Annotated in this window: 2 protein-coding genes and 1 tRNA gene; 2 read left to right on the top strand and 1 reads right to left on the bottom strand. The window is 47.2% G+C overall.

Translation table 11 applies throughout. The features are described 5' to 3' along the window. Positions 1-606, top strand: a 606-nt coding sequence (locus tag RT340_RS22565) for a biotin--[acetyl-CoA-carboxylase] ligase (protein WP_313377864.1), incomplete at its 5' end; no start/stop codon positions are given. Positions 607-665: 59 nt separating this feature from the next. Here RT340_RS22565 and coaA read toward each other — a convergent pair. After that, complete coding sequence (coaA, locus tag RT340_RS22560; RefSeq protein ID WP_097119822.1) at positions 666-1,616, bottom strand: type I pantothenate kinase; 951 nt, start codon at positions 1,614-1,616, stop codon at positions 666-668. Positions 1,617-2,261: 645 nt separating this feature from the next. Between coaA and RT340_RS22555 the strand changes: the two genes are divergently transcribed. Continuing rightward, positions 2,262-2,337, top strand: a tRNA-Thr gene (locus tag RT340_RS22555). The last annotated feature ends 63 nt before the right edge of the window (positions 2,338-2,400 follow it).

The following is a 2,400-nucleotide window of genomic DNA, read 5'->3' as shown; positions in this document are numbered from 1 at the left end:
GGCAGAAAATGGTTCTCTCCTTTTGGTTCTAATCTCTATCTGTCGATGTACTGGCGACTTGAGCAAGGTCCCGCTGCAGCAATGGGACTCAGCCTGGTGATTGGTATCGTGATGGCCGAGGTGATTCAGTCATTGGGTGCACCTGATGTGCGCGTTAAATGGCCCAATGATCTCTACCTGAACGACCGTAAATTGGCCGGGATTCTGGTTGAACTAACCGGCAAAACAGGCGACGCAGCGCAAATTGTCATGGGGGCTGGTGTCAATCTGGTGATGCGCTCAGAAGGAGCCGCTGAAATTAATCAGGGGTGGATTAATTTGCAGGAAGCCGGAGTTGAAATCGATCGCAATGAGTTGGCTGCAAAAATCATCAATAGCCTGCGCGAAGCACTGCCGATTTTCGAGCGTGACGGATTGGCACCGTTTGTAGAGCGTTGGGATGCTCTGGACAATTTTATCAATCGCCCGGTTAAGCTGCTGATTGGCGACAGGGAAGTTCATGGTATAGCACGTGGTATTGATAAGCAGGGTGGTTTATTACTGGATCAAGATGGCGAAGTAAAGTCCTGGGTGGGTGGTGAGATTTCGCTGCGTCCTGGCAATTAATGCGAATTGACCTGAGAAATTAAACGCCCAGGTAAGTTAGGGCGTTTAAATATGAAACGTTATTTTCTCAGGCGAACACTTTGCACGGCATGATCTGCAGACTTTGTCATTATCAGACTGGCGCGCTCCCGGGTTGGGAGGATGTTTTCGTTAAGATTCAGCCAGTTAATTTCCTTCCATAATCCGCGAGCAATATTTTCCGCCTCTTCTTTAGGCAATTGAGAATAATGGTGGAAATAAGAATCGGGATCGCTGAAGGCACCTTCACGGAATTTTAGGAAACGATTAACGTACCAGCGTTCTAATAATGTTTCAGGTGCATCGACATAAATTGAGAAGTCGACAAAATCAGAAACAAATACATGATGCGGATCGTGGGGATAATCCATCCCACTTTGCAGCACGTTTAAGCCTTCCAGAATCAGAATATCAGGCTGTTGTACCACCTTATCGCCATCCGGGATCACATCATAAATAAGGTGTGAATAAACCGGCGCCGTGACCTGGCTAGCGCCCGATTTCAAATCGGAGACGAAGTTCACCAGACGATGCATATCGTAAGATTGCGGGAAGCCTTTCTTCTTCATTAGCCCCCGTTCTTTCAACACTGCATTGGGGTGTAAAAAGCCGTCAGTTGTAATCAACTCGACTTTACGATGTTCTGGCCAGCGACTAAGCAGCGCCTGCAACACACGCGCGGTTGTACTTTTACCTACAGCAACACTGCCGGCAATACTGATGATATAGGGAATCTTTTGCCCGTTAGTGCCAAGAAACTGCTCCAGCACGGCCTGACGGCGCAGATTAGAACTGATATAGAAGTTAAGCAGACGTGAGAGCGGCAAATAGATTTCAGCAACCTCTTCTAAGGAGAGATCTTCATTGATACCGCGTAGTCGTTCAATTTCGCCTTCAGCGAGCGTCATTGGCACTGAGTCGCGCAGGGCGGCCCATTGCTGACGGTCAAACTGCAAATAGGGTGTAGTGAGTGGTGTCGTTTTTTTACTCATAAGTATGCATCTGACCGCAAATCCCGGCTCATCAACATCTTGTAGCGTCTGGCATACAATGATGCGTCGAGCTCAGTTGCACGTCATAGGGGGTAAGTAACGAGAACAATGGGCTGGAGGGTAACACCAGTGTCACTTTAAAAAGAAGCAAATTGATAAACCTGAGCACGCTTTCGTAAGCGTGCCCGCATTTTTATTATTGCTTAGTCGCTTATTACAATCGATTTTGCTGTAGCACCGCGTAAAATCTTTTCAGATTTTCCCTCGCTGACAACGTTGAGCCGTCTTCAGACAATCAATAATGCCTCCCTCTTTAACACGCCGACAGTGGCATCCGTTAACGAACAATCCCGTCTTGCATTGTGTTAGTTGAAAAAATGTTCAATCAAACCCGATCCAATAAAAAAAGTTGCGCACTTTTAAATGAAAAATGGCGTTGTGCTTCTGGCGTGCGACGACCAAACCACGATAAGCCTCTGTAAATCACTTAGTGCAGCGGCGTAAAAACACACTGCATTTGGACGAAAATACTGCAAATGATGAGCGGTTTGCGATGTTTTGCACAAATAGTAAGCGATAGAACAATTTTGGCAATTTTTTTGTTGCATCCTGGGCTCGGTCTTCCCATAATGCGCTCCACTTGATGCCGGCTTAGCTCAGTTGGTAGAGCAACTGACTTGTAATCAGTAGGTCACCAGTTCGATTCCGGTAGCCGGCACCATCAAGTATCAGGTGGGATTCCCGAGCGGCCAAAGGGAGCAGACTGTAAATCTGCCGTCACAGA

It is taken from the genome of Pantoea sp. CTOTU50773 (assembly GCF_032082325.1).
In the GTDB taxonomy this organism is placed as follows: domain Bacteria; phylum Pseudomonadota; class Gammaproteobacteria; order Enterobacterales; family Enterobacteriaceae; genus Pantoea; species Pantoea communis.
This window is presented reverse-complemented; position numbering and strand designations above follow the sequence as displayed.